The following is a 26,151-nucleotide window of genomic DNA, read 5'->3' on the forward strand; positions in this document are numbered from 1 at the left end:
CGCCTCCCACCCCCCAAGGAACTCCTCATGCCCACCGTGCACCGCAAACCGTTCGGCCACGCCCACGGGCAGACGGAGGTCGACCTCTGGACCCTCGACTCCGGCACCGGCGTACGGGCCGAAGTCCTCACGTACGGCGGTGTCCTGCACAGACTCACCGTGCCCGACACCGCCGGCGTCCCGGGCCCGGTCGTCCGCTCCCTGCCCGCCATCGACGACTACACCGACAAGAACCCCTACTTCGGGGCCGTCGTCGGCCGGTACGCCAACCGCATCGCCCACGGCCGGTTCACCCTCGACGGCACCACGCACCACATCCCCGCCAACGACCGCGGCCACGCCCTGCACGGCGGCCCGGACGGCTTCCACACCAAGGTCTGGGAGGCGGCCGGAGACCGTACCGGCTCCGCCGCCGTCCTCCGCCTCACCCTGCACAGCCCCCACGGCGACATGGGCTTCCCCGGAGCGCTCGACGTCACCGCCACCTACACCCTGGACGCCACCGGCACCCTCGCCCTGGAGTACACGGCCGTCACCGACCGGCCCACCGTCGTCAACCTCACCAACCACGCCTACCTCAACCTCGGCGCCGACGACATCCTCGGCCACACCCTCCAGGTCGACGCCGACCACTACCTCCCCATCGACACCGGCTCCATCCCCGAGGGCCCCCCGGCCCCCGTCGCCGGCACCCCGTTCGACCTCACCGCCCCGCAGCCGCTGGGGGACCGCCTCGCCCGGCCCCACCCCCAACTCGCCCTGGCCGGCGGCTTCGACCACTGCTGGGTGCTGCGCGGACCGGCCCCCGCCGCACTCCGCAGGGCCGCCCGCCTCACCGCCCCCGGCGACCGGCGCACCCTGGAGCTCTGGACCACCGAACCGGGGCTCCAGGTCTACACCGGCAACCAGCTCGACGGTGCGTTCACCGACGGCACCGGCCGCCGCCACGAACGCCACGGATCGCTCTGCCTGGAGACCCAGCACCTGCCCGACTCACCCAACCGCCCCGCCCACCCCAGCACGGTGCTGCGCCCCGGCGAAACCCTCCGCAGCCGCACCGAATGGCGCTTTCCGCACCTGCGCGCGGAAGAAAATTAGGTTGCGGTCCCCGACAGCTCTTTGATCTACTCCCCGCACCAGCAGGCAGTACGACCCAGGAGTCCGATCATGCGCGGAGCTTTCGTGTCCACCCCGACAGAAATTCACCTTTCTCTCAAGGACATGAAGCTTCGTGCACACGTTGAATCTGGGAATTCTGGCGCATGTCGACGCCGGTAAGACAAGCCTGACCGAGCGGCTCCTCCACACCGCCGGTGTCATCGACACCATCGGCAGCGTCGATCACGGCAGTACGCGGACCGACTCCCTCGCGCTGGAGCGCCGACGCGGCATCACCATCAAGTCCGCCGTCGTCTCCTTCACCCTCGGCACCACCACGGTCAACCTGATCGACACCCCCGGCCACCCGGACTTCATCGCCGAGGTGGAGCGGGTCCTCGGCGTGCTCGACGGAGCCGTCCTGGTGATCTCCGCGGTGGAGGGCGTCCAGGCCCAGACCCGCGTACTCCTGCGCACCCTGCGCCGGTTGCGCATCCCGACGGTGCTGTTCGTCAACAAGACCGACCGGCCCGGCGCACGGTACGGCCCGCTGCTGGAGAGCATCACCGAACGGCTCTCCCCGGACATCGTCGCGATGGGCTCGGCCCGGCACCTCGGCACCCGGGACGCCACCAGCACGCCGTTCACCGGGGCCGACCCCGGCTTCACCGGCGCGCTCACCGACCTGCTCACCCGCCACGACGACGAGCTGCTCGCCGCGTACGTCGACGACCCGGCGGCCCTCACCCACGCCCGGCTGCTCGCGGCGCTGGCCGAACAGACCGGCCGGTGCCTCGTGCACCCGGTCTTCTTCGGCTCCGCCGCCACCGGCGCGGGCATCGACGCCCTGGTGGAGGGCATCACCGGACTGCTGCCCGCCGCCACGGGCGACGCGGACGCACCGGCCCGGGGCACGGTGTTCAAGGTCGACCGGACCGCCGGCGGCGAGCGGACCGCGTACGTCCGCATGGTCGAAGGGACCGTGCACGCCCGCGAGGTGCTGCGCTTCCGCAGCCCGGACGGCCGGGAGGGAGAGGGCAAGGTCTCGGCGGTCAGCGTCTTCGAGGACGGCGGCGAAGTGCCGGTGCCCGGCGTGGGCGCCGGCCGGATCGCCAGGCTGAAAGGGCTGGCGGACATCCGGATCGGCGACAGCGTCGGCGCGGCCCGGGCGGAGGCCGGGCGCCGCCACTTCGCCCCGCCGACCCTGGAGACGGTGGTCGTCCCCCGCCGCCCGGAGGACCGCGGCGCCCTGCATCTCGCGCTCGGCCGCCTCGCCGAACAGGACCCGCTGATCGCCGTCCGCCGCGACGAACTCCGCCGGGAGGTGTCCCTCTCGCTCTACGGGGAGGTGCAGAAGGAGGTCATCCAGGCGACCCTGGCCGACGAGTTCGGGGTGGACGTCACCTTCCGCGAGACCACGACCATCTGCCTGGAGCGACCGGCCGGGACCGGCGCGGCCGTCGAGTTCATCGACACCGACCCCAACCCCTTCCTCGCTACCGTCGGACTGCGGGTCGACCCGGCCCCGTACGGCAGCGGAGTGGAATTCCGCCGCGAAGTGGAACTCGGCTCGATGCCCTATTCCTTGATGCGGGCGGTCGAGGAAACCGTGCATTCCACCCTGTGTCAGGGAATTCATGGCTGGCAGGTCACCGATTGCGTCGTCACCCAGACGCATTCCGGGTACTGGCCCCGGCAGAGCCATTCCCACGGCACGTTCGACAAGAGCATGTCGAGCACGGCGGGCGATTTCCGCAACCTGACGCCCCTGGTCCTGATGGACGCGCTGCGCCGGGCCGGAACCCAGGTGTACGAGCCGATGCACCGCTTCCGTCTGGAGCTGCCCGCCGACGCCTTCGGCGCACTGGGGCCGGTCCTCGCCCGGCTCCGCGCGGTGCCCGGGCCGCCCGAGACGCACGGAACGCTCTGCACCCTGGAGGGCGAGGTCCCGGCGGCCCGGGTCCATGAACTCCAGCAGCTGCTGCCGGGGTTGACCCGGGGCGAAGGGGTGCTGGAGTCCGCCTTCGACGGCCACCGCCCGGTGACCGGCCCGGCCCCGGACCGCCCGCGCACCGACCACGACCCGCTGCACCGCAAGGAGTACCTGCTGCGCACGGTGCGGCGGGTCGCCGGCTGACTTCTCCCCTACTTCAGATACGGGCCCGCCGTGCCGATCCTCCCGGGCGCGGCGTTCTTCCCGCCGAGGTCCAGGACGTACACGCGGAGGTTGCCCTTCCCGGGAGCCGGTACGGCGAGCGCGCCGCCGGTGACGACCTTCGTGTCACCCGTCACCGCGTCCTGGTACGTGCCGTTCGGGATGCCGCTGTACGTGGCACTCCCGGAGACCGCCACCAGGGCGAAGCTGTCGGTGCCGCTCGCCGCGTCGGTGTAGCGCCGCTTGTACGCCATGGAGCCGCTGATGCCCTCCGTGGAGTACTGCCCCATCTGCAGGGCGGGCACGGCGCGCCGGATCTCGTTCAGCCGCTGGAGGTGCCGGGCCAGGGGTGCGGCCAGGGTGTCCGCGACCTTGCCGGTGGCCGAGGACACCTTGCCGAAGTCCGATGCCGTCACCTCACCGGCCAGCTGGTCCCCGAAGTAGGCCCGCCCGGTCGAGGCCAGCGGGCACGACGGCCCGCAGTCGATCTTCTTCCCCTTCTGGAACTCGGTCTCGGAGCCGTAGTACAGCGTCGGGATCCCCCGGAAGGTCCACATCAGCGACATGTTCTCCGCCCATGCGTCCGTGCCGCCCGTGTACCGCTCGCTGCTCTTGTTGGGCCCGTAGTCATGGCTGTCGACGTAGACCACGTTGTAGGTGGCGTCGTGGTAACTGTCGTCGGAGTCCTTGCCGTTGTGGAACGCGTTGTCCGCGTCACCGAAGTTCATGTGCATCCGCATGTCGATGACGTTCATCCCGGAGAACCGGCTCCGGTCCGGTGCGTGGTAGGCGTTGCCCTTCAGGAAGGCGTTGTCGGAGACGGGCTGGGACGCCGTGCCCTGCTGCTGCTCGTACTCGTACATCTCCAGGGCGGCCTTCTCGTCGTCCGCGCTGTACTCCTTGCGCTCCTTCCAGGTGAAGAACTGCGCGGAGTGGTTGACCGAGCCGCGGTTCCACTTGTCGTTGACGAAGGCGGCGACCTCCCCGAAGACGAAGAAGTTCTTCGCCGCCTCGGCCCCGAACCGCTGGGTGACCCGTTCCTGGATCGCGGGCAGGAAGCGGCGGTTCCAGGTGGTGCGGGGGATGTGCACCGCCGTGTCGAGCCGGAAGCCGTCGACGCCCATGTCGATGTACTTGTTGTACGCGCCGATCAGGTAGTTCTGCACCTGGGCGTTCTCGGTGTTGAAGTCGGCGAGGTCGTCGTGCAGCCAGCAGGAGCGGGAGTCCTCGCCCTCCCAGTTGCCGATCCAGCAGTTGTGGTAGAGCGCCTTCGGGAACATGCCCGAAGTGGGGTTCGGCCACTGGCAGTTGTAGATCCGGTAACCCTCCGGTGAGGTGTGACCGGTGGGCGTACCCCAGTTGAGGCAGGTGTTGCCGGAGGGCTCGGCCGTGGACCACAGGTCGCCGTTGTAGTACGACTTCCCCGACTTGGGCTCGACGGTGAGGCCGTCGTACGTGAAGCCGTCGTTCCTCTCGTCGTAGAACCAGCTCCACTGCGTGTCGCGCACCCCGTACGCCTTCGGGGTGAACAGGCCCTTGGCGCCCCAGCGCGAGGAGTGGTTGTGGACGACGTCCTGGTAGATCTTCATCCCCTTGGCGTGGGCCGCGTCGATGAGGTCCTGGTAGGAGGCCCCGGCGGACTCCAGGCGCGGGTCGACCCTGTAGAAGTCGTAGCCGTGGTAGCCGTGGTAGTCGTAGTCCGAGCGGTTGAGGACGACCGGGGTGACCCAGATCGCGGAGAAGCCGAGCCCCTTGATGTAGTCGAGCTTCTGCACCAGACCCTTGAAGTCCCCCCGGAACATGGGGTCGTCGTTGGCCGCGTTGCCGGACTTCTCGTGCTGGCTGCCGCCCCGGTTGTTGGTGGGATCGCCGTCGTTGAAGCGGGCGGTCAGCACGAAGTAGATCGGATCCTTGCGGGGATCGGTGCCCAGCGGTGTGCCCGTCGCCGGGGCGGTGGGTTTCTCGCCCGTGGTGGCGGTGGCCGGGGCGGACGGGGCCGAGAGGTTCCCGGCGGCGTCGAGCGCCCGGACGGTGTAGCGGTAGGCGGTCCTCTCTTCGAGCCCGGTGTCCGCGAACACGGTGGAGCCGACGTCGGTGACCAGGGTGCCCTTCGTGCCGCCTGTCCGGGTGACCTGATACTTGGTCACCCCCCGGTCGTCGGTGGCGGGTTCCCAGCTGACCAGGACCGATACCCCGTCGGCCGCGGCCTTCACCGCCGTGGGCACGGAGGGTGCCTGGGTGTCCGGCTCCTCGGCGGCGCACGGGTCCTTCGCCGACGCGGTGACCTTGCGGTCCTTCACCGTGGTGAGCCCGGCCGGGAGGGTGTAGTCGGCGCCGTTGTTGTTGTCCCAGACCCCGTTGCCGTTGTTGAACGTCGCCTGAAGGCCCGTGGCAACGCCCAGGTCCACCGTCCGCCTCACCCAGCCGGTGCAGGCCGCCTCCATGCCGATGCCGGGCACCGTCGTCCACGTTCCGCCGGTCGGGCGGTAGTGCAGGTTGACGGTGGACCAGCCGACGGTCGACGTCGCGTAGTAGACCGAGGCGGTGTTCGGTCCTCCGGGGTCCGGCTCCTCGGGACCCGCGCCCGCGCACGGGTCGCTGTGCGCCACGACCCCGTCCTTGACCGTGATGTTCCCGGTGCCCAGGTCGTAGTTCCTGCCCGCGTTGTTGTCCCAGGTGCCCGAGCCGTTGTTGAAGGTCGCCTTGAGCCCGCTCGCACCGCCCAGGGGGACGGTCAGCTTGACCCAGTCGGTGCAGGCGGAGGTCATACGGGTGCCGGGGACGGTGGTCCAGGAACCGCCGTCGGGGGCGTAATGCAGCTGGTACGCCGACCAGTTCCGGGTCTTCGTGGAGTAGAAGACGGTGGCCGTGGCGTCGGCGGCGGCCGAGGCGGCGACGGGTCCGGTGGCCGGGGCGGGAGCGGCTTGCGGTACGGAGGTGAGGAGTCCCAGCAGCCCGGCCGCCGCAACGGCCGCCGCGAGCGGGCGGCCGAGCAACCGGTGAGGGGTGCGTCTCATGTGTGTCTCCAGGGGAGGGGCCGCGGGTGGGTGGTCCCGTCGGCTGCCGATGGCGGTCCCGCCGGAGAACCCGGACGCGCCTCTGGGTTCGGCGAGTGAAACGGTCCGACAGAAAGACCTGCCGGAATATTGCTGCAAGCTCTTGCGAGGTGGAAGTTACCGGTGCATGACAGGCCCGTAAAGGGATCCGGCAGGACCGGCCGACCGGAATGGATCACTGGGCGCGGACGTTCGCACGGTCATGACCTTCTCCGTTGATGTGACCGTGCGCGGCTACGAGCTCGACACCCAGGGCCATCTGAACCAGGCCGTCTACCTCCAGTACGCGGAACACGCCCGCTGGGAGCTGCTGCGGGCCGCCGGACTGCCACAGGAGAAGCTGCTCGCGGACGGCATCGGCCCGGTGCAACTGGAGGTCACCGTCAAGTACCGCCGTGAACTCCGCGGCGGCGAGCGGGTGCGGGTCACCTGCCGGTTCGACTACGGCACGGGCAAGACGTTCACCCTGGAGCAGCAGGTCATCAAGAAGGACGGCACGGTGGCCGCCGAGATCACCGGAGTGGCCGGCGTCCTCGACCTGACCGAACGCCGGCTCGTCCCGGACCCGCAGGGCCGCCTGGCCTCGCTGGCGGGCAATCCGGACCTTCTGACCGGCTGACCAGGAGTACGCGCGCGGCACGACCTCCGCAGTGCCTGCCTCCGAGCAGGTGCAAGTGAGTGAGGAAGCGGGCACCTACCGTGTTTTCGCCCAGCTCAATCGTGTTGATCCTCACTGCGTCAGACGTGATCGATCAGGCTAGTTTTCCTGGGTGTGACTGACTCTCAGATTCCGGATTCCGCATCCGTCTCCGCCGCCCCCGTCTCCGCCGCTCTCGCCGACGTCCTGTTCGCCGGTCACCTGGACACGACTCACGAACGATGGCGGCGCCTTTTCAGCTCCGCCCCGTTCCGTTTCGAGGAGGGGCTGACCCACCGAGAACGCATAGACCTGAGCTACGACCGGCTCCGGCTCGTCAACGAGACCGTAGAGGCTCCACAGGCCCTCGCGAGCGATCCGGTCGAACTCACCGCCATCCACGAGTGGGCCGGTGTGGTGGACCCGGGCATGGCCACCATCGTCTCCATCCACTACAACCTCTTCTTCGGGAGCCTGGTCGACCACGAGGCGGCCGGGCGCGACCTGGGCGAGTACGTCCGCGTCGACCGCATAGGAACGTTTCTCTGCACCGAGGTTGCCCATGGCAATGACGCCGTACATATGGAGACCACAGCGACGTTCGACCGGGCGGCGCGCGGGTTCGTGCTGAACACCCCCACGGCCGGCGCGGCGAAGTTCATGCCCAACACCGGCCCGGCCGGGGGAGCGAAGGGTGCCGTCGTCGCGGCCCGCCTGATCGTCGACGGCACCGACCACGGCGTCTTCCTGTTCCTGACGCCGCTCAGCGACAGCGACGGCAGCCCGTTGCCGGGTGTGGAGGTGCGGCCGCTGCCCCAGACGGCCAGCAGCCCCGTCGACCACTGCGCCACGACGTTCCACGGTGTCCGCCTCCCCTTCAGCGCCCTCCTCCAGGGCGACCACGGCCGCCTCACCCCGGACGGCGAGTTCACCAGTGCGCTCGGCAGCCCCCGCCGGCGGTTCCTCCAGTCCATCGGACGCGTCACGATGGGCAAGCTGTGCATGACCGCCCACAGCCTCGGCGTCATGCGGCACGCTCTAGATGTCGCCATGCGCTACGCCTACACCCGGGTCACCTCGGGCATGACCAACGGACAGCGTGTGCCGCTGATCGCCCACCGCGGCCACCACACGCCCCTGCTCGACGCCGTGGCGACGACCTACGCCGCCACGCTGCTCCAGCGGTCGGTCGTGCGGCAGTGGGACCGGGCGACCGGCGAGGACCGCGAGGCGTACGAGCGGCTGACGGCGATCAGCAAGGCGTGGATCACCTGGCGGGCCCGGGCGGTCATGACCGAGTGCCGCGAGCGGTGCGGCGCCCAGGGCCTGATCCAGGCGAACGGCATAGCGTTGCAGCTCGCCTCCATCGAGGGCACGATCACGGCCGAGGGCGACAACGCGGTGATCCTGCAGAAGGCCGGGGGCGAGATGCTGCTCGGCGGCGTCGACCTCAAGCCGGAGAGCGAGATCGCGCCCGCGGACCGGGAGCTGACCGACCCCCAGTTCCTCCAGGACCTCCTGGCCGACATCGAGCGCATCTCCCACGCCCGTGCGAAGGCCCGGCTCCGGCAGCGCGCCGCATCCCCGCTGGCCCGCTGGAACGCGACGGTGACGCCCGCCGTGGCGCTGGCCGACGCCCACGTCCACCGGCTCGCCGCCGAGTCCCTGCTGACCGCCGCCGGCCAGGTCCCCTCCGGGCTGCCGGCGGACCTGCTGCGCGGGCTGCACGCCCTGTTCACCCTGCGCCGGGTCGCCGCGCACAGCGGAGACCTGCTGGCACGGCGACGGTTGACGGCCGAACAGGTCGAGCACCTGCCCGACGCGGTCGACGCGGTCCTCGGCTTCCTGGAGCCCCACGCGCTGACCCTCACCCGCGCCTTCGGTGTGTCCGAGACGCTGCTGGAGACGCACCCGATGCTCAGCGCCTGACCAGCACCACGGGGGAGACGGGCTCCCCGGCCGCCGGACGGGGGGCGGCGGCCGGAGTGACGGATCAGAGGTACAGGGACCGGTGCATCGTGTACGTGAACCAGTCGCCGGAGCTCAGGGCGTGGCAGAACTGAACGCCGTAGGTCGCATACTCGGCGTGCTGCGCGGCGTCGAGGGAGACCTCCTGCACCGGCCCGGCCGGTGCCGCATCCCGCAGCGACGCGAGCAGGGCGGGGGGCGCCGGTATCTGCAACGCCCGCACGACCCGGCGGAAGTTGTCGACCAGATCCCGCTCCCGTGGCTTCCTGATCTCCTCGAGCGCGCCGGCCAGCGCTCCACCCATTTCCCTCTCGGCCGCTTCGAGCAGCGAGAGGCAGGCCGCCAGGCAGCCGATGCTCCCGACGCTCGCCTCCACCGCGTACAGGCTGATCAGTTGCTCGCCGTCGGGGCTGTGGAGGCGATAGCCCTCCGACTCCCGGCGTGGCACAGCGAGTTCGAATGCGGTCGGCGTGTGCCAGCTCAGGAATTTGGGCATTGCCGCCTGGATGTCGCTCCAGCCCTCGTAGGCACGGCGGATCGTCTCGGCCTGCTCCCGCGGCAGGTGGCCGAGGTGGAGGTGGTACAGGGAGTGGAGGAGGGGCTCCTCCATCTCCAGGAACCGCGTCATGAACACCGGGTCCTCCGGCACGAGAATCTGCATCACAGCTCCTGATCGCCAGGTTCGAAGATGAAGGTCAGGATGCTCGCGCCGGCCGTCCGCGCGGTGAGCAGGTGCACGGTCCCGTCGCCGAGCGTTGTGTGGTGCAGCGGCAGGGACGCGCCGCCGAGCCCGCTGCCACTCTCCTCGATCGCCCGCAGCCGGGCGTCGTCGGCGATCTCCGACAGGAGACGGAGAGCCGCGCTGTCCTGCTGCGCGCGCCGGCACATCACCTTGATCTCGGTCAGCAGGCGCGGGGCCCATGCCGGTTCCCAGTCCAGCAGGAGCCTCTCCGCGTCGGGGCTGAACAGCGCCCAGCGCCACAGGTTGGCCGGCGGCTCGCCTCCGGGGAACAGAGCCGCGAAAGCCGGGTTGGCGGCCAACAGGCGGCCGTCGGGCGTGATCGCGCACGCCATCTCGCGCTGACCGTCGATCAGACGCCCCAGGAACGGCGAGGGGGGCGCGGGGGGCAGCACCGGCTCGGTCCGGAAGAGCTCCAGGTGGCCGATGACGGTGTCCTCGGGAGTGAAACCCAGCAGCTGCGCCAGACGCATGTAGAGGTCCGGTGAGGGACGCAACCGGCCCGCACGGATCTTCTGATAGGTGCCCGCGCCCCCTTGGAGCGCGGTGTCGACGTCGACCTGCCGGACGCGCTCGGAACGGCGGCCGCTCCGGCCGAAGGGCAGGGATTCGAGCCCGATCTCCTTCCGGGTCCGTCGGCGCCGGTAGCGCTCCATCAGCCGCTGGTACTCGCGCTCCGCTCCCGGCACCGCTCTCCCCCTCCGCGCGCAACCCGGCGGCCGTACGCACGGAATGTGCGCACAGTCAGGGGTTGTTGCTCTCTCGCCACCCGGCCTGAACGATAGAGATCAAACCATGCGCATGGTTTGGTTTGGAACCCAGCAGTGCCCTGCGCTTCACGCAGAGCAACCCGCAACCCCGTGATCCGGCTCTTTCGACGGGCGCTCGCCGTCGACTTCTCGGGGTCGCGGACCCACCTTCGTGATAACTCTGTGTGACGAGTGCGGGGAGGTCGGGATGCGAGGAACTTCTCTCGCGGCCCCGTTGTCCTTGCGGTCAGGTCGGGCTGCCGACCGACGCCGCGGCTTCGAGGCCCTCGATGTACTCCTTGGCCCAACGGGACTGCCGTACCAGAAGGTCGCCGCGCTGAACCGACATGTCCAGTTTGAGGGCCGTTTCCGGAGTGACGATGCCACGCACGATCACCGCATTCGCCTGCGCGATCTTCTGCGGCAGCCGGCGGTAGTCCAGGCGGGCGTGCTGATCGGTCCCCGAGTAGAGCATGACCCATGCCTCCGCCGTGACAGCCGGATCCACGCCCGGCTGGAGCTCGCCGAACTCCTTGGCCTGCTGGATCAGTTGAGTGACCTGGGGGATGTACAACCGGACCAGGTGGCCGTAGAAGTCGGGGTGGTCCTGCTCGGTGGCGAGCCGTGCGGCGGCTTTGACGACCGGAACCACGGGGGTGAGCGTCGCGAGGGCGATCGAGGCGTCCACCACGCTCTGGATGCGCGGCAGCATCGGCACCGCCGCGTCCATCGTGAAGCCCTCCGTCACCACTGCCGTGGCAACGTCGGATTTGCCCTTGTTGAAGTAGTGGTAGAAGGCGCCGCGGCCGACCCCGGCCAGCGTCGTGATGTCCTCGATCGTGGTCCGGTAGTAGCCCTTCTCGGCGAAGACCCGTGCGGCAGCGGCCACCAGCTCTTGCCGCTTGTCTATGGATCGCCGCTGGACCGGTTGCCGCACTGTCGTCTCCTGTTTCGGCTGCGCTGCGGCAGCGGTCTGCGTCCCGAACCCCCGGCCGCGTCCGGCCACCGGAGCGGTCATTACCTTTAGTTGCCACGGGGCAGGTGAAACTCTAACCCCGAACGATAGTCGCACTAGAAGTGCGCGCACCATCTTCTCCGTTGATCTATCACCTGCCGGCTGGAAGAGTTGCCGCCGAACCAGTCACAGCGTTTGGTCGGCCGGCCAGTACGGGGGGACGGGGGCAGGGGAAGCGCGGAAACCAGGTCGTCATCGAACTGGGTGTCTGGTCTGTGCCGTCTCGCTGACGGGACAACGGGGGACTTCTTCCTGCGCCTGCCGCTTGTGACGACGTTCGGCTCCAGCCCGAGCCGGCGTTCTGTGGCGGTGCCGGCTTCAGGGTCGGCACCGCCACAGAACGCACGGACCGGGCTGGAGCACTTTTACGACGCCCGGAGCAGTGGGCGCCCCCGCCTACCGGGCAGGGGCGCCCACCCCGGCTGTCGTCTCCGGGGCCCCGGTCAGACGGGGGTGCCGACGACCAGGTGGTCGCCGGGGATACCGGCCTTGCCGGGCGCGTAGTAGTCCTTGATCCCGGCAACCCAGGTCTCCACCCGGATCCGGTCCCCGTCGGTGGGCTCGAAGGCGTCGAAGAGCGCGTCGATGTTCGCGGGCTCGAACCCGATCGCCGTCATCAGCGCCATGAACAGGGGGCGCTCGATCAGGCCGTCGCCGTCCGGGTCGCCGAGCGCGGCGAGCGCCTCGGCGAACACGCCGATGGTCTCGTCGAACCGCTCCGGCGACAGCACACAGGCGGTGAACTCCTCGAAGCTGATCTCACCGTCCCCGTTGGCGTCGAGCTCGGTGAGCAGGGTCGTCCAGTACCGCCGGAAAGCCGCACGCATCGCGTCCTTCGCCGCTTGGTCCGACGCATGCGCCTCATGGACGACGCGGTCGGCCATGAGGTCGAAATCGTCCGACTCCAGGACCCCGTTGGCGTTGGCATCGAACAGGGAGAAGACGAGCGCGACCCGCCGGGTGGCCTCAGTGGTCATGAATCCGTCACCTTTCACCGTACGGTCCCGCCGACCGGAACCCCGGTCGGCCCACCCACTGTCCGGCCGGAGGGCGCCGGGCACGGCGAAAGCCCCGGCCCTTCACCTGAAGGACGTAACCACCCCCGCCCAAACATCGAGTTGAGGCAGACAGCGGAGCCCGGTGCCCCCGCACGCCCCGGTACGGGCCGTGGACGACCGCGTCGTACCGGGGGAGCGGGGGAACCGGGCTCCGGGGCGACCTTCTAGGCTGGGCGGATGCGAGTGACATCCGCCGTCGGCGGCCACCGTGCGACCGGGGTCGGCGCCCCATGACCAGGGAGGCCGGACCGTCCATGACCAGGGAGACCCGGTCGCTGCCCGCGCACGCGCCCGGATCGGTCGACACCCCCTTCGTCATCAAGGGTTACGACGAGGTCGTCGCCCACGACACCCTCTGGGACGCCCACTCCCACCCCTTCCACGAACTGCTCTGGAACGAGCGGGGCGCCTCCTCCGCGGTGGTCGGCGAACGCATCTGGACGATCACCCCAGCCCTTGGCCTGTGGATGCCCGCCGGGACCCTGCACTCCGGATCGGCGACGGCGGGAACCTGGTTCCGGGCAAGCTTCTTCGGCTTCCGTACGACGTCGTCGATCTCCGACACCCCGGTCGCCGTCGAGATCACACCCCTGCTGCGCCTCCTGCTGGAACGGCTCGGCGAACCCGGCCTCGCCCCGTCCTCCCGGGCCGCGACCGAGGCACTGGTCCTGGACGTCCTCGCCCCCTCACCCCGCGAACTGCTCGTGCAGATCCCCATCTCCGACCTTCTGCGCCCCGTCGCGGACGCGGTGCGCGAGGATCCGGGCGACCAGCGGACGCTGGCGGACTGGGCGGCCGAGCTCAAGGTGAGCACCCGTACGGTCGCACGCGCGTTCAGCACCGAGACGGGCACGAGCTTCGTGCGCTGGGTCGCCGCGGTCCGCGCCCAGCACGCGATCGACCTGCTGACCCGGGGCTGGGACGTCGAGTCGGTGGCCGAACAGGTCGGCTACCGCTCGGCGAGCGCCTTCGGCGTGGCCTTCCGGCGGACCACCGGGCTGACGCCGGGGGCCTTCCGGCCGGGGTGAGCCGCCGGGCTCGGGGGACTTGCGGATGTCCCTATCGCTACAACTGCTGTCTCAAACGGTTGATTGCGACACCGGCCCCGACTCTCATAAAGTGCGAAGGCAAGCCTTACCTAAGCCGCTCTGCCTCCGCAGTGCACCCCTCCACGACGGCAGCCCACGCCCGGACGTGCGGGAAGCGGCACCCCGACCCTCCGGAAAGCCGGGTACTCACCCATGTCCTCACACCGCCTCCGTCTGCTCGCCGTGGCAGCCGCCCTCGTCTCCGTCGCCGCCTGCGGCGCGAACGGGAGCGGTGACGCCGAGAACCAGAAGGGCGAGGGGAGTGCCGCCGGCGGCTTCCCGCTGACGGTCGAGCACGCCCTGGGCAAGACCACCATCCCCGCAAAGCCGAAGCGCGTCGCCACCGTCAACTGGGCCAACCACGAAGTCCCGCTGGCGCTCGGTGTCGTGCCCGTCGGCATGGCCGCCGCCAACTTCGGTGACGACGACGGCGACGGGGTGCTGCCCTGGGTCGAGGAGCGGCTGGACGAGCTCAAGGCCAAGACGCCGGTGCTCTTCGACGAGACCGACGGGATCGACTTCGAGGCCGTGGCCGACACGAAGCCGGACGTCATCCTGGCCGCGTACTCCGGACTGACCAAGAAGGACTACGACACCCTCAGCGAGATCGCCCCCGTCGTCGCCTACCCGGACGCCGCCTGGGCGACCCCGTGGCGCGAGATCATCCGCACCAACAGCGAGGCGATCGGCCTCGCCGACGAGGGCGAGAAGCTGATCACGAAGCTCGACGGGGACATAGCGAAGACCGCCGCCAAGTACCCGCAGCTCAAGGGCAAGTCGGCGATGTTCATGACGCACGTCGACCCCAACGACGTCAGCGAGATCGGCTTCTACACCACGCACGACACCCGGACGCAGTTCTTCCAGGACCTGGGCATGAAGATCCCGGGCAGCATCGCGAAGGCGTCCGAGGGCACGGACAAGTTCGCCCTCACCAAGAGCGCCGAGCAGATCGACGCGTTCGACGACGTCGACATCATCACCGGGTACGGGGACGACACGGGCGAGCTGCTGAAGGCCATCAGCAAGGACCCGCTGCTCTCCAAGATCCCCGCTGTCGAGCGCGGCTCCACCTACCTCCTGCCCGGCAGCTCGCCGCTGGCCACCGCCGCCAACCCGACGCCCCTGTCGATCAGTTACGTGCTGGACGACTACGCCGCCGCCCTCGCCAAGGCCGCGGACAAGGTCAAGTGACCGCTTCCACCGACCGGCGCCCGCCGGACGCCACCGTGGCCCGGCGTCCGGCGGGCGTCCGCACGCTCTGGCTCCTCGCCGCCCTCCTGGCGCTGGCCGCCGTCATGGTGGCGTCCGTCGCCTTCGGCTCGCGCGACGTTCCCTGGGCCGACATCCAGGCGGCGCTCGGCGGTGCCGACGAGACCCTGGGGCAGGCGGCGGCCACGAAGCGGATCCCCCGTACGGTCCTCGCGGTCGTCATCGGCGCCGCGCTCGGCCTCGCCGGAGGGGTGATGCAGGGCGTGACCCGTAACCCGCTGGCCGACCCGGGGATCCTCGGCGTCAACATGGGCGCCTCGCTCGCCGTCGTCACCGCCGTCGCGTTCTTCGGGCTCTCCTCGCCGACCGGCTACATCTGGGTCGCCATCGCGGGCGCCGCCCTCTCCGCCCTGTTCGTCTACACCGTCGGAACCCTCGGGCGGGGCGGGGCCACCCCGCTCAAGCTGGCGCTCGCCGGGGCCGCCACATCGGCGGCCTTCGCCTCGCTCGTCAGCGCGGTCATCCTGCCTCGCAACGACATCGCCGGAAGCTTCAAGCTCTGGCAGATCGGCGGCGTCGGCGGGGCCTCCTTCGAGCGCATCGGCCAGGTCGCCCCGTTCCTCGCGGTCGGCTTCGTCATCTGCCTGCTCTCCGCGCGCGCCCTCAACTCACTCGCTCTGGGCGATGAGTTGGCGGCCGGACTCGGTGAACGTGTCGCCGTCGCACGGGCGGTGGCCGCGCTCGGCGCCGTCACCCTGTGCGGAGCGGCGACCGCCGTCGCCGGGCCCATCGGCTTCGTCGGCCTCGTCGTCCCGCACACCTGCCGGCTGCTCGTCGGCGTCGACCACCGCTGGCTGCTGCCGCTCTCGGCGCTGCTCGGCGCGGTTCTCCTCACCGCCGCCGACGTGGCCGGGCGGATCGTCGCGCGCCCGGCGGAGATCGACGTGGGCATCGTGACCGCGCTGATCGGCGCCCCCTTCTTCATCTACATCGTCCGCCGACAGAAGGTGCGTGCCCTGTGAGCGCCCCCGCCCTCACCCGGCCGGCCCCCAAGGAGGCGTCGCCCGCGTCCGTCGCGGCCGCCACCCGCCGCCGTACCCGCGGCGCCTCGCGCAGGCGCCTGGTGATCCTCGTCCTGGCCGTCCTCGTCGTCGCCGCGTTCGCCGCGACCCTGATGGCGGGCCGCACGTTCTACCCGCCCGGCGACGTGCTCCGGGTGATCCTCGGGGAACAGGTGCCGGGGGCGTCGTTCACCGTCGGCCGGCTCCGGCTGCCGCGCGCGGCCCTGGCCCTGGTGGCCGGATTCAGCTTCGGCCTGGCCGGGGTCACCTTCCAGACGATGCTCCGCAACCCGCTCGCCAGCCCCGACATCATCGGCATCAGCTCCGGGGCGAGCGCCGCCGCGGCCATCGCGATCGTCACGCTCTCCCTCGGCGAGGTGCAGGTCTCCGTCCTCGCCATCGCCGCCGGTCTCGGCGTCGCCCTGCTCGTCTACTCCCTGGCGTTCCGGGGCGGAGTCGTCGGCACCCGGCTCATCCTCATCGGCATCGGCATCTCCGCGATGCTCGACAGCATCACCTCCTACGTCCTGTCCCAGGCCGCCGAATGGGACCTCCAGGAGGCGATGCGCTGGCTGACCGGCAGCCTCAACGGCGCCACCTGGGACCAGACCGTCCCCGCCCTGGTCGCCGCCGCCGTCCTCACCCCGCTCCTTCTCGGCCAGGCCCGCAACCTCTCCGCGATGCAGCTCGGCGACGACACCGCCTCCGCCCTCGGCGTACGGGTCGAACGCACCCGGATCACGGTGATCGTGGCCGCCGTCGGGCTCATCGCCTTCGCCACGGCGGCCGCCGGACCCATCGCGTTCGTGGCGTTCCTCGCCGGCCCCATCGCGGCCCGGATCGTCGGCGTCGGCGGTTCCCTGCTGGTGCCCGCCGGGCTCGTCGGCTCGTTGCTGGTCCTCGTCGCCGACTTCACCGGCCAGTTCGCCTTCGGCGAGCGCTACCCGGTGGGCGTCGTCACCGGCGTCCTCGGCGCCCCCTACCTCATCTATCTGATCATCCGCACCAACCGGGCGGGAGGCTCGCTATGACCACCGACCACCAACTGACCGCCGAACGCCTCACCCTCGGCTACGGCGACCGCACCGTCGTCTCCTCGCTCGACCTGGTCGTGCCGCCCGGCGCGATCACGGTCGTCGTCGGCGCCAACGCCTGCGGCAAGTCGACCCTGCTGCGCTCGATGTCCCGCCTGCTCGCACCCCGCGAGGGCCGCGTCGTCCTGGACGGCAAGGAGGTCCACCGCCGCCCCGCCAAGGAACTGGCCCGTACGCTCGGCCTGCTGCCGCAGTCCCCGGTGGCGCCCGAGGGCATCACCGTCTCCGACCTCGTGGGCCGGGGCCGCCACCCCCACCAGTCCATGTTCTCCCGCTGGAACGAGAAGGACGACGCCGCCGTCGCTTCCGCCCTGGAGGCGACGGCCACGGAACCGCTCGCCGACCGCGCGGTGGACGAGCTCTCCGGTGGCCAGCGCCAGCGCGTCTGGATCGCCATGGCCCTGGCCCAGCAGACGGACCTGCTCCTGCTCGACGAGCCCACCACGTTCCTCGACGCCAGCCACCAGATCGAGGTCCTCGACCTGCTCACCGACCTCAACCGCTCGCGCGGCACCACCATCGTGATGGTGCTCCACGACCTCAACCTCGCCGCCCGGTACGCGGACCACCTCATCGCCCTCGCCGACGGCACGCTGCACGCCTTCGGCCCCCCGGCCGAGGTACTGACCGAGGAGACCGTACGCGCGGTGTTCGGCCTGGAGAGCCGCGTCATCGAGGACCCCGTGTCCGGCAGGCCCCTGATGCTCCCGATCGGCCGCCACCACGTCCTGGACCGGGCGGACACCACACCGGCAGGGGGGAGCGTGCGCCCCCTCTGATCGGCTGACTGCGGAGCGTAAGTGACATGTTTCGCAGCGTGACGGGGGATGCAGGGGGGGTCTGTTCCCGGGCCCGGAGCCGGCACGCCCTGAAACCCCCGAACCGGTCATTGGGAGAACCTCGGTGGAGAACACCTCGGTGCAGAACGCCTCGGTGCACGACAAGGAAACCGTACGGAGCTGTCCCTTCGACTTCGCACAGCAACTGGAGTTCGACCCCCAGCTCAAGGAACTGCTGACCGAGGAGCCCGTCTCCCGCATCCGTATGGCGTACGGAGAGGGCGAGGCGTGGCTCGTCACCCGTTACGAGGACGTCCGGACGGTCACCACCGACCGGCGCTTCAGCCGCAGCGCCGTACTCGGCCGGGACTTTCCCCGGATGACCCCGGAGCCGATCGTCCAGGCCGAGTCCATCAACCTCATGGACCCGCCCGCCAGCAGCCGGCTCCGCAGCCTGGTGGCCAAGAGCTTCACCCCGCGCCGCGTCGACCAGATGCGGGAGGGGACCCAGCGCATCGTCGACCGGCTGCTCGACGCCATGGAGGACGAGGGGGCCCCGGCCGACTTCGTGGCCCGCCTCTCCTCACCGCTGCCGCTGATCACGATCTGCGAGGCGCTCGACATCCCCGAGGCCGACCGCCCGTGGCTCCGCGCCCACGCCCTGACGATGATGAACGTCGGGGCCGCCGGCAAGGAGGACGCGGTACGGGCCAAGGCCGAACTGCGCGGCTACTTCACCGAGCTGACCGCCGACCGCCGACGCTCCCCGGGCGACGACCTCATCAGCACCCTGGCCGCCGCCCGCGACGGCGCCGAACTGCTGGACGACAAAGAACTGGCCGTCATGGCGATGGTCCTGCTCATCACCGGCCAGGACACCACGACCTACCAGCTCGGCAACATCGCCTACACCCTGCTCACCCGGCCCGAGCTGCTCAAGACGGTGCAGGCCGAACCGGAGCGGCTGCCCCGCACGATCGAGGAACTGCTGCGGTACATCCCCTTCCGCAAGGGCGTCGGCATCCCCCGCATCGCCACCGAGGACGTGGAACTCGGCGGCGTCGCCATCAAGGCGGGCGACGTGGTTCATGTGTCGTACCTGACGGCCAACCGTGACGCCGGCAAGTTCGACCGCCCCGACGAGCTGGACCCCGACCGGCCGTCCATCCCGCACATGACGTTCGGCTGGGGCGCACACCACTGTCTGGGTGCGCCGCTCGCCACCATGGAACTCGAAGTGGCCTTCTCCACGCTGCTGGCCCGCTTCCCGGCCCTGCGTCTCGACGCGGAGCCCGAGGACATCCGGTGGAACACGACGTCCATCTGGCGTTACCCGCTCGCCCTGCCCGTCACGTGGTGACGAGAGCCTCCGCTCCCAGATACGAGGAGAACCCATGGCGACCCTGTGCCGACCGGCCATCGCTGTGCCCGAACACGTCATCACGATGCAGCAGACCCTGGACCTGGCCCGGGAGACCCACGCCGGCCATCCCCAGCGCGACCTCGTCCTGAGACTCATCCAGAACACCGGTGTCCAGACCCGGCACCTGGTGCAGCCGATCGAGGAGACCCTCAAGCACCCCGGCTTCGAGGTCCGCAACCGGGTGTACGAGGCCGAGGCCAAGACCCGGGTCCCCGAAGTGGTGCGGCAGGCCCTCGTCAACGCCGAGACCGACCCGGCCGACATCGACCTGATCGTCTACGTCTCCTGCACGGGCTTCATGATGCCCTCGCTCACCGCGTGGATCATCAACACCATGGGGTTCAGACCCGAGACCAGACAGCTGCCGATCGCCCAGCTCGGCTGCGCCGCGGGAGGCGCCGCGATCAACCGGGCGCACGACTTCTGCCTGGCCTACCCGGACTCCAACGTCCTCATCGTCTCCTGCGAGTTCTGCTCGCTCTGCTACCAGCCCACCGACATCGGCGTCGGCTCCCTGCTCTCCAACGGCCTGTTCGGGGACGCCATCTCCGCCGCCGTCGTCCGGGGCCAGGGCGGCACCGGCATGCGCCTGGAGCGCAACGGCTCCCACCTCGTGCCCGACACCGAGGACTGGATCTCCTACGCCGTCCGCGACACCGGATTCCACTTCCTGCTCGACAAGCGGGTGCCCGGCACCATGGAGATGCTCGCGCCGGTCCTGAAGGACCTGGTCGACCTGCACGGCTGGTCGGTGCCCGACATGGACTTCTTCATCGTCCACGCGGGCGGCCCGCGCATCCTCGACGACCTCTGCCACTTCCTCGACCTGCCGCCGGAGATGTTCCGCTACAGCCGGGCCACTCTCACCGAACGCGGCAACATCGCCAGCTCCGTCGTCTTCGACGCCCTCGCGCGCCTCTTCGACGACGGGGGCGCGGCCGAATCCGCCCAGGGCCTGATCGCCGGATTCGGGCCCGGCATCACCGCCGAGGTGGCGGTCGGCAGCTGGGCGAACCACGACCCCGGGGCCGACCCCGACCGGGAACTGGCCGAGCTGGAGCTCCGGACGGGCGTTGCGCTGTCCGGCTGAACCCGTGTTAAGGCGCCGTACGGGCAGGGGACGAAGGACCGGGTATTCGCGCTTCGCGGCTGCGCACTCGCACCGCGAACCAACCCCCACCCGAGGAGACACGTATGCGCCTGCGCGCCCGCTGGGCCCCGGCCACCCTGCTGCTGATCGCCCCGCTGATCGGCACCACCACCCCGGCCACCGCCGACACCGGACCGGAAGGGGTCCCGGTGGAGCGGTCCGCACGGGCCGTCCCCGGGCAGTACATCGTCACCCTGGAGCCCGAACTCTCTCCGGACACCGTCCTGAAGGAGTTCGGGCTCCGCCCCATGTTCACGTACGGGAATGTCCTGCACGGGTTCGCCGTCACGCTCACCGCCACCGAACTGGAGGCGGTCCGGACCGTCCCAGGGGTGCTCGCCGTCGAGGAGAACGCCGAGGTGGCCGTGGACGCGCCCGGGGCGGGGAGCCTCTTCCGGGCCCCCGCGGCCACCTGGGGCACCGACCGGATCGACCAGCGCGCCCTGCCGCTGGACGACACCTACACCACCACCGCCACCGGCGAAGGGGTGAAGGTGTACGTCGTCGACACCGGGATCGACGCCGCCCACAGCGAGTTCGGCGACCGGGTCGTCAAGGGCTACGACTCGGTCGGGGACGGCCGCGACGGGCAGGACTGCAACGGCCACGGCACCCATGTCGCCGGCACGGTCGGCGGCTCCGCCTCCGGGGTGGCGAAGGACGCGTCCCTGGTCGGCGTGCGGGTCCTGAACTGCCAGGGGCGCGGCACCTGGGCCGGCGTCATCGCCGGGTTCGACTGGGTGGCCAAGGACGCTGCGGCGGCCGGCTCCACCCCCGCCGTCCTGAACGCCTCGCTCGGCGGGGCCCGTTCCCGTGCGGTCGACGCGGCCGTCGAAGCCGTCGCCGACGCGGGCGTCCTGCCGGTGGTCGCGGCGGGCAACGACGACAGCGACGCGTGCGACGGCTCTCCGGCGGCCGCCGACGGTGTGGTCACCGTGGGAGCCAGCGACCGCCAGGACCGGGAGACCTCGTTCAGCAACTGGGGCTCCTGCGTCTCGCTCTACGCCCCGGGCGCCGACATCGTCTCCGCGAAGCTCGGCGGCGGGACAGTTGCCCTGAACGGCACCTCCATGGCCAGTCCCCATGTCGTCGGAGTCGCCGCCCTGTACAAGCAGGAGAACCCCTCGGCCACGCCCGCCGCCGTCGCGAGCTGGCTGACCGACACCGCCACGCCGGACGTGCTCTCCGCTCTCGGCCAGGGCTCGCCCGATCTTCTGCTGCACACCGGCGGCCTCTGACGCACCGCCAGGTGGGGCCGGTGAGCGGCCACCGTCGTATGCGATCCGCTCACCGGCCCGCACCATCCGGCTGTTGCCGGAACAGTGGACGGTCTCTCATTTCTCTGCAACTCTCTGACCGCACAACGCAAAACAAAGCCGTAGTGCGTGCAGAATCGCGTGTTTCCTGACTACGGATCCAGAGCCGCGCCCTCGACGCGCCCTGCGCCGAGGCCGAAGATCGGGGAGCTATGAGAGCCCAACGCTGGAGATGGCGGGCGATATCCGCCTTGGTCGCGACCAGTCTTCTGATGATCGGCGTGCCGTCGCTCACCGCCTCGGCGGCCGACGGCCCCAACCTCGCCGCGGGCCGGGCCGCGGCCGCCAGCAGTGCGCATGCCGAGTACCCCGCCCCCAACACCACCGACGGCAACGCATCGACGTACTGGGAGAGCGCCGGGGGCGGACTGCCCCAGTGGGTGCAGACCGACCTCGGCACGGCCGCCCGGGTCGACGAGGTGACCCTGAAGCTCCCGCCGTCCTGGGAGAGCCGCACGCAGACGCTGTCCCTCCAGGGCAGCGCGGACGGCACCAGCTTCGCGACCCTGAAGAGTTCGGCGGCGTACTCCTTCACCCCGGGAGCCGCCAACGCGGTGAAGGTCACCTTCCCCGCCACGCTGACCCGCTTCGTCCGGGTGAACATCACCGCCAACACCGGCTGGCAGGCCGCCCAGCTCTCCGAGCTGGAGGTCCGGGCGGCAGCCGCCTCCTCCGGCAACCTCGCCGCCGGAAAGGCCCTCAGGGCCAGTAGCAGCAACGGTGCCTTCGTCGCGTCCAACGCCAACGACGGCAACCGGGCCAGCTACTGGGCGAGCCGGGAGAACGAGCTCCCGCAGTGGATCGAGGCCGACCTCGGATCGTCGGTCGGCGTGGACCGGGTCGTCCTGCGGCTGCCCGACGGCTGGGCCGCGCGCAGCCAGACGCTGAAGCTCCAAGGCAGCACCAACGGCACGGAGTTCACCGACCTCACCGCCTCCAAGGACTACCGCTTCGACGCGGCGGGCGGGCAGTCGGCGACGATCTCCTTCGACGCCACGACCACCCGGTACGTCCGCGTCCTGGTCACCGCCAACTCCGGCAGCCCCTCTGCCCAGTTGGCCGAGCTGGAGGTCTACGGTCCCGCGACCGGCGACACCCAGGCCCCGAGCGCACCGGCCGACCTGGCGTTCACCGAGCCCGCCACCGGCCAGATCCGGCTGACCTGGAAGGCGTCCACGGACAACACGGGCGTCACCGGCTACGACGTCTACGCGAACAACACCCTGCTGGCCTCCGTCGCGGGCGGCGTCACCACGTACACCGACACCCGCCCGGCCGGGCAGACCGTCGTGTACCACGTGCGCGCCAAGGACGCGGCGGGCAACGTCTCCGCCAACAGCAACACCGTCACCCGAGCCGGTGACACGGGCGACACCCAGGCACCCACCGCACCCGGCGCCCTGGCCTTCACCGAGCCGTCCACCGGCCAGATCCGGCTCACCTGGCAGGCATCCACCGACAACACGGGCGTCACCGGCTACGACATCTACGCCAACAACGTGCTGCGCGGAACCGTTGCGGGCAACGTCCTGACCTACACCGACACCCAGTCGGCCAGCACCACGGTCAGCTACTTCGTCCGGGCCAAGGACGCGGCGGGCAACGCCTCCGGCAACAGCAACACCGTGACCCGCAACGGCTCCACGGGCACCGCCTCCAACCTCGCCGTCAACAAGCCGATCACGGCCTCCTCGGTGGTGCACACCTTCGTCGCCGCCAACGCCAACGACAACAGCACCACCACCTACTGGGAGGGCGCGGGCGGCAGTTACCCCAACACGCTCACCGTCCAGCTCGGCTCCAACGCCGAGACCCAGAGCGTCGTCGTCAAGCTCAACCCGGACAGCAGCTGGGGGCCGCGCACCCAGCGGATCGAGGTCCTGGGCCGGGAGCAGAGCTCCTCGTCCTTCAATTCCCTCGCTGCTGCCAAGGACTACGCCTTCAGCCCGGCGAGCGGCAACACGGTGACCATCCCGGTCGCCGCCCGTGTCGCCGACGTCCAGCTGAAGTTCACCGCCAACAGCGGCTCGGGAGCCGGCCAGGTCGCGGAGTTCCAGGTGCTGGGCGCCCCGGCGGCCAACCCCGACCTCCAGGTCACCGGCATCACCGCAGCGCCCGCCGCCCCGGTGGAGTCCGACACCATCACCCTGACCGCCACCGTCCGCAACGCCGGCGCGCTCGCCGCCCCGGCGAGCAAGGTCGAGTTCCGGCTCGGCGGCTCCAAGGTCGCCACCGGCAACGTCGGCGCCCTGGCCGTCGGCGCCTCCACCCAGGTCAGCGCGGCCATCGGCGCCCGGGACGCGGGCAGTTACGTCCTGAGCGCGGTCGCCGACCCGGAGAACGAGGTCATCGAGCAGAACGAGACCAACAACACCTACACCGGCTCCTCCCCGCTGGTCGTGCAGCCGGTCGCCAGCTCCGACCTGGTCGCGACGGCGATCACCACCTCGCCCTCGGCCCCGGCCGCGGGCGACACGGTCACGCTCTCCGTCGCCATCAGGAACCAGGGCACCGTGGCCTCCGCGGGCGGCAGCCACGGCATCACCGTGACCCTGCTCAACTCCCAGGGCGCCACGGTGAAGACCTTCACCGGCGCGCACAGCGGGGCCATCGCCGCGGGCGCCACCACCGCCCCGGTCTCCCTCGGCACGTGGACCGCCGCCAACGGCTCGTACACCCTGCGCACGGTCCTCGCGGCCGACGCCAACGAGCTCCCGGTCAAGCGCGAGAACAACACCTCCACCGAGTCCCTCTTCGTCGGCCGCGGCGCCAACATGCCGTACGACACCTACGAGGCGGAGGACGGCACCACGGGCGGCGGCGCCCAGGTCGTCGGCCCGAACCGCACGGTCGGCGACATCGTGGGCGAGGCCTCGGGACGCAAGGCCGTCACCCTCAACAACAACGGCAACTACGTCGAGTTCACCACGAAGAAGGCCACCAACACCCTGGTCACCCGGTTCTCCATCCCGGACTCCGCGGGCGGCGGCGGGATCAACTCGACGCTGAACGTCTACGTCGACGGAACCTTCCTCAAGGCGATCGACCTCACCTCCAAGTACGCCTGGCTGTACGGGAACGAGGCCGCACCCGGCAACTCCCCGGGCTCCGGAGCGCCCCGCCACATCTATGACGAGGCCAACGTCATGCTGGGGAGGACCGTCCCGGCCGGGGCCAAGATCCGGCTCCAGAAGGACGCCGCCAACTCCTCAACGTACGCGATCGACTTCGTCAGCCTGGAGCAGGTCGCCCCGGTCGCCAACCCGAACCCGGCGACGTACACCGTGCCGGCCGGGTTCACCCACCAGGACGTCCAGAACGCCCTGGACAAGGTCCGCATGGACACCACCGGCACGCTGACCGGCGTCTACCTCCCGGCGGGGGAGTACAGCACCGCCAGCAAGTTCCAGGTGTACGGCAAGGCCGTCAAGGTGGTCGGCGCCGGGCCCTGGTACACCCGGTTCAACGCCCCCACCACGCAGGACAACACCGACATCGGCTTCCGGGCCGAGGCCAGTGCCAAGGGGTCGTCGTTCGCGAACTTCGCCTACTTCGGCAACTACACCTCCCGCATCGACGGGCCGGGCAAGGTGTTCGACTTCTCCAACGTGTCGGACATCGTGATCGACAACATCTGGAACGAGCACATGGTGTGCCTCTACTGGGGCGCCAACACCGACAACATCACCATCAAGAACTCCCGGATCCGCAACATGTTCGCCGACGGCATCAACATGACCAACGGATCCACCGACAACCTGGTGACCAACAACGAGGCCCGCGCCACCGGTGACGACAGCTTCGCGCTCTTCTCGGCGATCGACGCCGGGGGAGCGGACATGAAGAACAACGTCTACGAGAACCTGACCTCGATCCTCACCTGGCGCGCGGCGGGCGTGGCCGTCTACGGCGGCTACGACAACACCTTCCGCAACATCCACATCGCCGACACTCTGGTGTACTCCGGGATCACGGTCAGCTCGCTGGACTTCGGCTACCCGATGAACGGCTTCGGGACCCAGCCGACGAAGATCGAGAACGTCTCGATCGTCAGGTCCGGCGGGCACTTCTGGGGATCGCAGACCTTCCCCGGAATCTGGCTCTTCTCGGCCTCCAAGGTGTTCCAGGGCATCCGGATCTCGGATGTCGACATCGTCGATCCGACGTACAGCGGCATCATGTTCCAGACGAACTACGTCGGCGGGCAGCCGCAGTTCCCGATCAAGGACACCGTGCTCACCGACATCTCGATCTCGGGTGCGCGCAAGAGCGGTGACGCCTTCGACGCCAAGTCCGGCTTCGGGCTCTGGGCCAACGAGATGCCGGAGGCGGGGCAGGGGCCCGCGGTCGGCGAGGTCACCTTCAACGGTCTGAGGCTCAGCAACAACGCCCAGGACATCAAGAACACCAGCCCCAACTTCAAGATCAACATCAACCCGTAGTGAGGGGATAGCGGATCGTGGGTGAGGGGCGCTTCCCGTTGGCCGGGAGGCGCCCCCTTCCGCGTACATTCCTTGCATCGGGAAGTCGGAGACTTGCATTGCTTACGTTAG

At 70.2% G+C, this 26,151-nt stretch carries 18 protein-coding genes; 13 read left to right on the forward strand and 5 right to left on the reverse strand.

Annotation, left to right across the window (positions count from 1 at the left end):
- Nucleotides 1–27: 27 nt before the first annotated feature.
- Both IE264_RS15775 and IE264_RS15780 read left to right on the forward strand, forming a co-directional pair.
- Nucleotides 28–1,098 (forward strand): aldose epimerase family protein, encoded by a 1,071-nt coding sequence (locus tag IE264_RS15775; RefSeq protein ID WP_032754130.1) that lies wholly within the window; start codon nt 28–30, stop codon nt 1,096–1,098.
- Nucleotides 1,099–1,231: 133 nt separating this feature from the next.
- A complete protein-coding gene (locus IE264_RS15780; RefSeq protein ID WP_032754132.1) occupies nt 1,232–3,235 on the forward strand; it encodes an elongation factor G in 2,004 nt (667 codons plus the stop codon).
- A gap of 8 nt (nt 3,236–3,243) precedes the next feature.
- Here IE264_RS15780 and IE264_RS15785 read toward each other — a convergent pair whose 3' ends face one another.
- Entirely contained in the window at nt 3,244–6,270 is a 3,027-nt protein-coding gene (locus tag IE264_RS15785; protein ID WP_032754133.1) for a carbohydrate binding domain-containing protein, read from the reverse strand.
- 241 nt (nt 6,271–6,511) lie between these two features.
- On the opposite strand from IE264_RS15785, the gene IE264_RS15790 reads away from it, so the two are divergent.
- Nucleotides 6,512–6,928: an acyl-CoA thioesterase gene (locus IE264_RS15790; protein ID WP_032754135.1), complete on the forward strand. Its 417-nt coding sequence runs from the start codon at nt 6,512–6,514 to the stop codon at nt 6,926–6,928.
- A gap of 153 nt (nt 6,929–7,081) precedes the next feature.
- A complete protein-coding gene (locus IE264_RS15795) occupies nt 7,082–8,875 on the forward strand; it encodes an acyl-CoA dehydrogenase family protein (RefSeq protein ID WP_032754138.1) in 1,794 nt (597 codons plus the stop codon).
- Between the two features lie 64 nt (nt 8,876–8,939).
- On the opposite strand, the gene IE264_RS15800 is transcribed toward IE264_RS15795, so the two are convergent.
- The 4 genes from IE264_RS15800 to IE264_RS15815 all read right to left on the reverse strand — a co-directional run bounded on the left by IE264_RS15800 (nt 8,940) and on the right by IE264_RS15815 (nt 12,394).
- Nucleotides 8,940–9,575 (reverse strand): hypothetical protein, encoded by a 636-nt coding sequence (locus tag IE264_RS15800; RefSeq protein WP_032754141.1) that lies wholly within the window; start codon nt 9,573–9,575, stop codon nt 8,940–8,942.
- A complete protein-coding gene (locus IE264_RS15805; protein WP_032754144.1) occupies nt 9,575–10,342 on the reverse strand; it encodes an MmyB family transcriptional regulator in 768 nt (255 codons plus the stop codon). The genes IE264_RS15800 and IE264_RS15805 overlap by 1 nt, the downstream gene beginning before the upstream one ends.
- Before the next feature lie 307 nt (nt 10,343–10,649).
- Nucleotides 10,650–11,291, reverse strand: a complete 642-nt coding sequence (locus tag IE264_RS15810) for a TetR family transcriptional regulator (protein WP_229887552.1) — start codon at nt 11,289–11,291, stop codon at nt 10,650–10,652.
- Nucleotides 11,292–11,860: 569 nt separating this feature from the next.
- Entirely contained in the window at nt 11,861–12,394 is a 534-nt protein-coding gene (locus IE264_RS15815; protein WP_031126842.1) for an EF-hand domain-containing protein, read from the reverse strand.
- 335 nt (nt 12,395–12,729) lie between these two features.
- Between IE264_RS15815 and IE264_RS15820 the strand changes: the two genes are divergently transcribed.
- From IE264_RS15820 to IE264_RS15860, 9 genes are all read left to right on the forward strand, one after another.
- Nucleotides 12,730–13,503, forward strand: coding sequence for a helix-turn-helix domain-containing protein (locus tag IE264_RS15820; protein ID WP_032754150.1), 774 nt, complete (start codon nt 12,730–12,732; stop codon nt 13,501–13,503).
- Nucleotides 13,504–13,716: 213 nt separating this feature from the next.
- Entirely contained in the window at nt 13,717–14,757 is a 1,041-nt protein-coding gene (locus tag IE264_RS15825) for an iron-siderophore ABC transporter substrate-binding protein (protein ID WP_032754153.1), read from the forward strand.
- Nucleotides 14,754–15,797: a FecCD family ABC transporter permease gene (locus IE264_RS15830; RefSeq protein ID WP_015606894.1), complete on the forward strand. Its 1,044-nt coding sequence runs from the start codon at nt 14,754–14,756 to the stop codon at nt 15,795–15,797. Before IE264_RS15825 ends, IE264_RS15830 begins: the two co-directional genes overlap by 4 nt.
- Complete coding sequence (locus tag IE264_RS15835) at nt 15,794–16,867, forward strand: FecCD family ABC transporter permease (RefSeq protein WP_032754156.1); 1,074 nt, start codon at nt 15,794–15,796, stop codon at nt 16,865–16,867. The genes IE264_RS15830 and IE264_RS15835 overlap by 4 nt, the downstream gene beginning before the upstream one ends.
- Nucleotides 16,864–17,709, forward strand: a complete 846-nt coding sequence (locus IE264_RS15840; RefSeq protein ID WP_032754160.1) for an ABC transporter ATP-binding protein — start codon at nt 16,864–16,866, stop codon at nt 17,707–17,709. Before IE264_RS15835 ends, IE264_RS15840 begins: the two co-directional genes overlap by 4 nt.
- 124 nt (nt 17,710–17,833) lie before the next feature.
- Nucleotides 17,834–19,069, forward strand: coding sequence for a cytochrome P450 (locus tag IE264_RS15845; protein ID WP_015606891.1), 1,236 nt, complete (start codon nt 17,834–17,836; stop codon nt 19,067–19,069).
- A gap of 34 nt (nt 19,070–19,103) precedes the next feature.
- Nucleotides 19,104–20,222 (forward strand): type III polyketide synthase, encoded by a 1,119-nt coding sequence (locus IE264_RS15850; RefSeq protein WP_032754163.1) that lies wholly within the window; start codon nt 19,104–19,106, stop codon nt 20,220–20,222.
- Between the two features lie 104 nt (nt 20,223–20,326).
- Complete coding sequence (locus IE264_RS15855; protein ID WP_032754164.1) at nt 20,327–21,520, forward strand: S8 family peptidase; 1,194 nt, start codon at nt 20,327–20,329, stop codon at nt 21,518–21,520.
- A gap of 230 nt (nt 21,521–21,750) precedes the next feature.
- The gene (locus tag IE264_RS15860) at nt 21,751–26,040 is read left to right on the forward strand and encodes a discoidin domain-containing protein (protein WP_032754167.1); all 4,290 of its coding nucleotides are present in this window, start codon (nt 21,751–21,753) and stop codon (nt 26,038–26,040) included.
- Nucleotides 26,041–26,151 lie beyond the last annotated feature (111 nt).

This window comes from Streptomyces microflavus, from assembly GCF_014650075.1.
Lineage (GTDB): Bacteria > Actinomycetota > Actinomycetes > Streptomycetales > Streptomycetaceae > Streptomyces > Streptomyces microflavus.

Excerpts from the sequence above, each read along its gene's own strand:
- IE264_RS15790 (WP_032754135.1), top strand. The coding sequence starts at position 6,512 with ATGACCTTCTCCGTTGATGTGACCGTGCGCGGCTACGAGCTCGACACC.
- IE264_RS15850 (WP_032754163.1), top strand. The coding sequence starts at position 19,104 with ATGGCGACCCTGTGCCGACCGGCCATCGCTGTGCCCGAACACGTCATC.
- IE264_RS15775 (WP_032754130.1), top strand. The coding sequence starts at position 28 with ATGCCCACCGTGCACCGCAAACCGTTCGGCCACGCCCACGGGCAGACG.
- IE264_RS15800 (WP_032754141.1), bottom strand. The coding sequence starts at position 9,575 with ATGCAGATTCTCGTGCCGGAGGACCCGGTGTTCATGACGCGGTTCCTG.
- IE264_RS15825 (WP_032754153.1), top strand. The coding sequence starts at position 13,717 with ATGTCCTCACACCGCCTCCGTCTGCTCGCCGTGGCAGCCGCCCTCGTC.
- IE264_RS15785 (WP_032754133.1), bottom strand. The coding sequence starts at position 6,270 with ATGAGACGCACCCCTCACCGGTTGCTCGGCCGCCCGCTCGCGGCGGCC.
- IE264_RS15840 (WP_032754160.1), top strand. The coding sequence starts at position 16,864 with ATGACCACCGACCACCAACTGACCGCCGAACGCCTCACCCTCGGCTAC.
- IE264_RS15855 (WP_032754164.1), top strand. The coding sequence starts at position 20,327 with ATGCGCCTGCGCGCCCGCTGGGCCCCGGCCACCCTGCTGCTGATCGCC.
- IE264_RS15815 (WP_031126842.1), bottom strand. The coding sequence starts at position 12,394 with ATGACCACTGAGGCCACCCGGCGGGTCGCGCTCGTCTTCTCCCTGTTC.
- IE264_RS15820 (WP_032754150.1), top strand. The coding sequence starts at position 12,730 with ATGACCAGGGAGACCCGGTCGCTGCCCGCGCACGCGCCCGGATCGGTC.
- IE264_RS15860 (WP_032754167.1), top strand. The coding sequence starts at position 21,751 with ATGAGAGCCCAACGCTGGAGATGGCGGGCGATATCCGCCTTGGTCGCG.